Here is a 7,610-nt window from a genome sequence, read left to right on the forward strand (position 1 = left end):
GCCCCGCCGTCCGCGTCCGAGTCCCGCCGCTCGCAAGGGAACGTCACTTCAGCCGCGTGGGTGCTGTGCCGCAGGACCAGTTCCAGCTCGGCGGGGGCCGCGGCGGGCAGCTCGCCCTCGACGGTCAGGGAGCCGTCGTCCTGCCAGGCGACGCGGTCCGCGATGGGCTGCGGGGTGCGGTCGTGCAGGACGAGGTACTCGTCCGCGGTGGCGGCGACGACCAGCTCCCGGCCGTCGGTCAGCGGGTAGCGGCCGGGGCGCGGGGCGGCGGCGGTGGCGATGCGGGCGGTGCGGGAGTCGGCGAGCACGAGCACCGGGTCCCAGGACGAGGTGTCGCGCAGCCGCACCTCCTTGGGGTGCTCGCCGGGCGCGGGCCGGGCCGCGGTGAGGTCGGCGAGGCGGAGCCGGGCGGTGGCCCGTACGCCCTCGTAGTCGTGGAGGCGGCAGGTCACCGGTGATTCGAGGACCGCGCCCGAGCTGCGGTGGGTGAGCCGGAGCGCGACCGGCTCGCGGGCCGACTCGTCCGTGATGTCCAGCTCGATCTCCCCGCCGCCCACCGCCCGGTGGCCCGTCAGCCGCCGCTCGGCCCACTCCACCGACAGCAGCAGCCGGCCGTTCTTGAACCAGGGCACCAGCCGGGTACCGTCGCCGAGTTCGCCGGGCGGAGGCCACGCGCCGGAGCCGGTGCCCAGCGAGCGCAGCGGGGCCCGGCGCACCACGCCGGACGCGGCGACGACCACGTCGACCTGCCAGCGGCCGGGCTGCCACCGCTCGTCGCCCGCGAGCCGCTCGGGGTCGACGGTGATCTCGAAGCCGGACCAGTCGTAGCAGTGCTGCTCCTGACGGGAGTTGTGGGTCGCCTCCGGCATGTGGACGGTCCGCAGCGGCACCAGCAGCCGGTGCCGGCCGGAGGTCACCAGCGCCGTCTTGAGGCCCCGCAGCCGGGAGGGCGCGCCGATGTTGCGGATGTACGCGTAGCCGCGGATCACCAACTTCTCGTCGCGCCACAGGATTTCGCGGACCCCGGCCCGTACCGGGAAGTCCTCGGACGTGAGGCGGGTGACGGACGACGGCAGCGGTACGGGCGCGCCGTCCGCGCCGGGCAGCGCGGCGCGTTTGCGCAGCGGCAGGCCGTGGACGAGGAAGCCGGAGGCGTTGCGCCGCTCGTATTCGAGGACGGCGATCAGTTCCGCGAGCCGCCGCTCCCTGATCAGCTGCCATTTCACACGCAGGTCGACGGGGAGCTCCTTGAAGAGTTCCGGGTCGACGCGGCCCGCCCAGTCGCGGGCCCGGTCCATGAAGACGTCGCGGTAGTCGGCGCCCGCCGTCGGCAGCCGGTCGACGAAGTGCGTCAGGTCCTCGGTGAGCACCGAGCGGTCGTAGTCCCGTTTATGCGCCGACCAGCGGGTGTTGGCGGGGTCGGCGAGGAAGCGCGAGACGTGGTCGACGGAGGCGATGCGGTCGCGCACGACTTGGGGGTCGGTGCGCCGCCGGGGCCCGGCGCCCTCGCGGACGCGCCAGTAGTAGACGTGTTCGTGCAGGACGTCCACGGCCTCGGCGAGGAAGTGCGCCGGGATGGTCAGCGGGGTGTCCTCGTAGAGCACGCCTTCGGGGAAGGCGAGGCGGTGGCGGTCCCAGAAGGTGCGGCGGAACACCTTGTTCCAGGCGGTGTGGTCGGACAGCAGGCCGAGGTCCTCGGTGATGTGTGTGGCGGTCCGGGTGCGTTTCAGGTGCCGGTGCTGCCACGCCTGGCTGCGGCCCGCCGCCGTGAGCCGGTAGACGTTGCCGGTCGCGAAGTCGGAGCCGGACCCGTCGAGGAGGCCGACCAGCCGTTCGTACGCGCGCCGCGGCAGCACGTCGGCGCTGTCCGCGAACGCCAGGTACTCCGTGCCCGGCGCGGCGTGCCGGGTCCCGGTGTTGCGGGCGTGGCCCGTACCGTAGTTGTGCTGGCGCACGAGGCGGAAGCGCGCGTCGCGCTCCGCGAAGGCCCGCGCGATGTCCGGGCCCGCGTCCGCGGACCCGTCGTCGACCACCACCACGTCCAGTTCGCGCAGGGTCTGCGCGGCGAGTGAGGCCAGGCACTCCCACAGATGCTCGGCGCCGTTGTGGACGGGTACGACGACGGTGAGCCGGGGCGACATGGCGGGAATTCATCCCTTTCCGGGCGGACGATGGGGTACGGGGCGAACGGTTCAACTCCCCATCGGCGTTACGGTCACCCTCGCCTGGGCCGATCGGGTGAGCCGCCGGAGCACCGCCCGGTGATCGTCCGGTGGCCCAGGGGTGAACGCCCGGTTGCCGCCCCGTCTCCCGCTGTCTCCCGCCGCTCTCACTTCACCGCGCCCGCCATCACCCCGCTCACGAACTGCCGCTGGAAGGCGAAGAAGACGGCCAGCGGAACGATCATCGACAGGAACGCGCCCGGCGCGAGGATGTCGATGTTGCTGCCGAACTGCCGGACCTGCTGCTGGAGCGCGACCGTGATCGGCGGGTTGCCGCTGTCCGCGAAGATCAGCGCGATCAGCATGTCGTTCCACACCCACAGGAACTGGAAGATGCCGAGCGAGGCGATGGCCGGGCCGCCGAGCGGCATCACGACCCGCGTGAACAGCCGCACCTCGCCCGCCCCGTCGAGCCGGGCCGCCTCCAGCAGCTCGCGGGGGATCTCCGCGAAGAAGTTCCGCAGCAGGAAGATCGCGAAGGGCAGCCCGAAGGCCGTGTGGAAGAGCACCACGCCCGGCGTCGTCTCGAAGATCCCCAGCGCGTTGAAGAGCTTCGCGACCGGTACGAGCGCGACCTGCACGGGCACCACGAGCAGTCCCACCACGACCATGAACCACCAGTCGCGGCCCGGGAATTCGAGCCAGGCGAACGCGTACCCGGCGAGCGCGCCGATGATCACCACCAGCAGCGTCGCGGGGACCGTGATCAGCGCCGTGGTCAGCAGCGAGTGCGTGACCGTGTCGTTGTTCAGCAGCTTGCTGTAGCTGTCGAAGGTCAGCTGCGCCGGGTGGCTGAAGACCTTCCACCACCCCGTGGCCGCGATGTCGGAGCGGTCGCGCAGCGAGGAGATCAGCAGCCCGACCGTCGGCATCAGCCAGAAGAGGCCGACGAGGATCAGCACGACCCGCATCGCGCCGCCGCTCACGCGCGCCGCGATCCGCGACGGCAGCGACCGCCTCGCCCGCACCGCGGTGTTCACCACGGCCGTGTTCACGCCAGTCATCGCCTGCGCTCCCTTCGCATGCGCCGGATGTTGATCAGCATCACCGGCAGCACGAGCAGCAGCAGGAAGACGGCGATGGCGCTGCCGATGCCCTGGTTGACGTCGGTGCCGAAGGACGACTGGTAGAGCTGGAGCGCGAGCACATTGGCGTTGTCGAGGCTGTTGCCCGGCGCGATGATGTAGACGAGGTCGAAGATCTTCAACACGTTGATCATGAGCGTGACCATGACGACCGCCAGCACCGGGGCCAGCAGCGGCACCGTGACCCGGCGGAACACCTGCCACTCGTTCGCCCCGTCCACCCGCGCCGCCTCCATCAGCTCCCGGGGCACGCTCGCCAGCCCCGCCGCGATCAGCACCATCGCGAACCCCGCCCACATCCACACATAGCTGCCGATGATGGCCGGGGTGACGAGGGAGGGGCCGAGCCAGTCGATGCCGTTGTACGGGGCGGCGAAGTTGCTGCCCGGCAGCCGCAGCCGGGCCCCGTCGGCGGCGGCCGGCAGCGTGAACGTACCGTCGGCGGAGGTCTTCGTCCCGGCGACCGTACGCCCGTCCTTGACGGCCTCGACCTTGACGCCCTTGAGCGCGTTCTCGCTCGGATCGATCTTTCCGTCCGTGCCGCCGCCGCCCCGTACGACGTCCCGCCAGACCGTGCCGGTGACCTTCCCGGCCACCGGGCGGGCCTGGGCCGCCTGCGCCGCGCCGCTCACGTCCGACGGCTTCACCGCGACCAGCGGCAGCGCGACCGGACTGCCGGCGGAGACCGTCGCCTCGGTCGTGTACGAGCCCTTGGATGTCGATGCCAGCCCGGCGTCCGGGCGGGGGTGCGCGCCCGGGAACGCGGACGTCCCGGCGAAGGTGTCGTGCACCGACACCCACACCGCGTTGGCGACGCCGCGGTCCGGGTCCTGCTCGTACACCAGCCGGAAGATGATGCCCGCGGCCAGCATCGAGATGGCCATCGGCATGAAGACCACCAGCTTGAACGCCGTTCCCCAGCGCACCCGTTCGGTGAGCACCGCGAAGATCAGCCCGAGGGCGGTGGCCACCGACGGCGCGACCACGACCCAGATGACGTTGTTCTTCAGGGCCGTGCGGATGCGTTCGTCGGTGAAGACCTCCTGGTAGTTGTCGACGCCCACGAAGCCGTTGCCGGAGGCGTCGAAGAGGCTGCGGTAGACCGAATAGCCGATGGGGTAGACGACGAGGGCGCCGAGCAGCGCCAGCGCGGGCAGCAGGAAGCAGGCCGCCACCCACGGGCGGGTGCCCAGCACGCTCCTGCGCTTCTTCCCGTTCTTCTGCACGGGCGGTACGGGGCCAGGGGCCGCCGCGCCGCCCGCTGTCGCGGTCGACATCGTGACGAGCCTCCGTCCGTCAGTTCTGGTACGCCTTGGCCGCGTCGGCCTCCAGCTTCTTCTGGGCGCCGGCGACGTCCTTGGGGTTGATCAGAAAGTCCTGGAGGTCCTTCCACTCGCCCTGCCCCGGCTTGCCGCCGAAGGACGCCGGGGCCTGGTCGGACATGTCGAAGCGGAAGCCGTCGCCCGCCGCGATGAGCGCCGAGGCGATCTTGCGCAGCACCGCGTTGGGGTAGGCGCCGAGATCGAGGTTCTTGTTCGCGGAGATGTAACCGCCCTGCTGCGCCCAGATCCTGGAGGCGTCCGTGGAGGCCAGGAAGGTCAGCAGCGCCTGCGCCGCGCGGCTGTTCTTCAGCGCGACCCCCACGTCGCCGCCGGTCACCACCGGCGGCTTGGCGCCGACCGCCGGGAACGGGAAGACCTTGGCGTCCGTGCCCAGTTCGGCCCTGGCGTCGGCGACGTTGGCCGCGGCGAAGTCGCCCTCGAAGACCATCGCCGCCTGCGCCTTGGCGCCGCCCGCGAAGGTCTGGGTCACCGAGTCCGGGAACGCCGTGTGCAGCGCCCCGCTGCCGCCCCCGGCGAGCAGGTCCTGTTTGCCGAAGAGCTGGCCGAGCGTGGTCAGCGCCGCCTTCACCGACGGGTCCGTCCACTTGATCTTGTGCTGGGCGAGCTGGTCGTACTTCTCCGGGCCCGCCTGGGAGAGATACACGTTCTCGAACCAGTCCGTCAGCGTCCAGCCGTCCGCGCCGCCCACCGAGACCGGCGTGACGCCCCAGTCCGCGATCAGTTGCGCCTGATCGAGGAACGCGTCCCAGGTCTTCGGCTCCTTCGCGCCCGCGTCGCCGAACAGCTTGGTGTTGTACCAGATCAGCGACTTGTTGCTGACCTTGTAGTACACGCCGTACCGCTTGCCCTCATACGAGCCGAGCTCCTGCCAGCCCTTGGAGTAGTTCTTGGTCAACTGCCCCTCGGCCTCGGCGGACAGCGGCTTGACCCAGCCCTTCTTCGCGAACTCGTGGAGCACCCCGACCTGCGGGAGCATCGCCACGTCCGGCGGGTCGCCGCCCGCGATCTTCGACCCTATGAAGGCGGCCATGTCGTCGCCGCTCGGCACGAACTCCGTGGCGACTCCGGTCCGCCGGGTGAATTCCTGAAGGACCTTGGTGAAGTTCTTCTGCTCCGTGCCCGTCCACACGGCCGTCACCTTGAGCTTCTGCCCGTTCAGCCGCGGCAGCCGGACGGACTCCGCGGCGTTCGACGAGCCGCCGGCCGGAGAGCCGTTGTCGTTCCCGCCGTCGTCGCTGCACCCCGAGGCGGCCAGGGCGATCGCCCCCGCCGCGAACACCGCCAGAGCACCGCGCGACACGCGTGCCGTACGCAGCGATGAGCGCATTGCCGTCCCTCCCCGTGCGGTCCCCGACCCCGCGGGCAGCCGCACCGCGCATGGCTCCGGCGCGCGCCCTGTCCCGTGCGACAGTCCTACGCCGGGTCACGGTCGGCCGCAATACCGCCCGCGACGTCAAGTAGCCGATCGTGACCGGGCCGTGATGAGGAGGCGGGGGCGTGCGGAGGGCTGTGGGGGCGCGTTGTCCGCCTACGGGCGCGCCGCCGTTCCGCCGCGCGTCACAGCAGCGGCGGCGCGGTCTCCGCGCCCGCCGACTGGGCCGCACGCTGCAAGGCGCTCGCCAGCAGCGCCAGGTCGGTCGGGCCGTTGCCGAGCTCGCGCAGCGGGCGGCGGGTCGGCGGGTCGCCCATCCGCTGCCAGTCCAGCGGCACCACCGTCGGGCGCAGCGTCGCCGTGCGCGGGATGCGGCCGGTGACCCGGCCCGCCTGGAACGGCGTCACCGCGCAGTCGTCCGGGCGGTGCAGCCTGCCCCGGCCCGGAGCCGGTTCGCCCGAGGAGCCGTCCGCCGATCCGGGACCCTCGGCCACCGGCGGCAGTATCTCCAGGGCTATTCGCAGCCCGGCCCGCTCCACCGCCGCCGTGTCCGCCGTACGGTCCGGGCGGCCGGACGCCGCCACCAGATGCACCCCGAGCCGCTCGCCGTCGCGCGCCACCGCCTCCAGGGCCCGTACGACCGAACCCGCCGACGGGCGGCCCGTACTGCCCAGCGCCGGGGCCACCAGCGCGTCGAAGTCGTCGACGAGGACCACCAGCCGGGGCAGCGCGGTCTGGGCCGTACGCTCCGAACCGCCGCGCTGCGTACGGAGCTTGAGGGTGCCGCTCATCGACGGGTCGATGTCCCCGGAACCGGACGCGCCCGGCGCCGGCGGGTCGCTGGGGCGGCGCGGGGAGATGACGCGCGGCGCGGCGGCGTGCTGCGCGTGCCAGCCGGCGAAGTCCAGGCGGCCCAGCAGCTCGGCCCGGCGCTTGAGCTCCGAGCTGAGCGCCTGCGCGAACTCGCGCATCCGCACCGGGTCGGCCGCCGCCAGATACGTGGACACCTGCGGCAGGTCCGTGCAGACCCGCAGCCCCTCGCCGCGCTCCGCACCCGCGCCGTCGACCAGGACGAGGGAGAGCCGGTCCGGGCGCTCGGCCGCGGCGAGCGAGGCGGCGAGGGTGCGCAGCATCTCCGACTTGCCGGTGCCGGGGCCGCCTTCGACGAGCAGATGCGGGCCGTCGGTCGCCAGATCCACCGTCAGCGGGCCGCGCGGGCCCGCGCCGAGGACGGCCAGCACCCGGCCGCCGGCCGGCGCCCCCGGGCCCGGCGCCTCGGCGGAGGCCGCCCAGCGGGCGGTGAGGGAGGCCGGGGTCGCGCGGGCCAGGCCCAGCTCGTCGAGGAGCCGGGCGGTACGGGGCAGAGCCGCGGCCACCCGCGCGGGGCCGGGGCCGGCCGCGGCGTCCGAGGGGCGCAGCGGGGCCAGGGCACGGGCGAAGTGCTCGGCCCAGGCGGGGGAGACGGCGTCGAGGGTGGCGACGACGGCCGGGCCGTTGCCGTTGGCTGTGCTGCCGCTCGTGCCGCCGCTCGTACGGGTCGTGCCGCGCGAGTCCAGGCCCGCCAGCGCCCCGATGTGGGTCGCCGGGC

The 7,610-nt window shown here is 73.0% G+C and carries 5 protein-coding genes; all 5 read right to left on the reverse strand.

Going from position 1 to position 7,610, the window contains the following annotated elements; all coding sequences use genetic code 11:
* Positions 1-2,141 (reverse strand): glycosyltransferase (locus ACFU99_RS25510; protein WP_384395797.1); only part of this gene is annotated, 2,141 nt, incomplete at its 3' end.
* 188 nt (positions 2,142-2,329) lie between these two features.
* Positions 2,330-3,226 carry a carbohydrate ABC transporter permease gene (locus ACFU99_RS25515; RefSeq protein ID WP_384395800.1) on the reverse strand — a complete coding sequence of 299 codons (897 nt, stop codon included), beginning with the start codon at positions 3,224-3,226 and terminating at the stop codon, positions 2,330-2,332.
* The gene (locus ACFU99_RS25520; RefSeq protein WP_384395803.1) at positions 3,223-4,584 is read right to left on the reverse strand and encodes a carbohydrate ABC transporter permease; all 1,362 of its coding nucleotides are present in this window, start codon (positions 4,582-4,584) and stop codon (positions 3,223-3,225) included. The genes ACFU99_RS25515 and ACFU99_RS25520 overlap by 4 nt, the downstream gene beginning before the upstream one ends.
* A gap of 19 nt (positions 4,585-4,603) precedes the next feature.
* Complete coding sequence (locus ACFU99_RS25525) at positions 4,604-5,977, reverse strand: ABC transporter substrate-binding protein (protein ID WP_384395806.1); 1,374 nt, start codon at positions 5,975-5,977, stop codon at positions 4,604-4,606.
* A 230-nt stretch (positions 5,978-6,207) separates the two neighbouring features.
* The coding region (locus tag ACFU99_RS25530; RefSeq protein WP_384395809.1) for an FtsK/SpoIIIE domain-containing protein at positions 6,208-7,610 on the reverse strand (1,403 nt) is incomplete at its 5' end.

It is taken from the genome of Streptomyces sp. NPDC057654 (assembly GCF_042800135.1).
Classification (GTDB): Bacteria; Actinomycetota; Actinomycetes; order Streptomycetales; family Streptomycetaceae; genus Streptomyces.

Coding starts and splice junctions, on each gene's coding strand:
- ACFU99_RS25525 (WP_384395806.1), bottom strand. CDS start 5,977: ATGCGCTCATCGCTGCGTACGGCACGCGTGTCGCGCGGTGCTCTGGCG.
- ACFU99_RS25515 (WP_384395800.1), bottom strand. CDS start 3,226: ATGACTGGCGTGAACACGGCCGTGGTGAACACCGCGGTGCGGGCGAGG.
- ACFU99_RS25520 (WP_384395803.1), bottom strand. CDS start 4,584: ATGTCGACCGCGACAGCGGGCGGCGCGGCGGCCCCTGGCCCCGTACCG.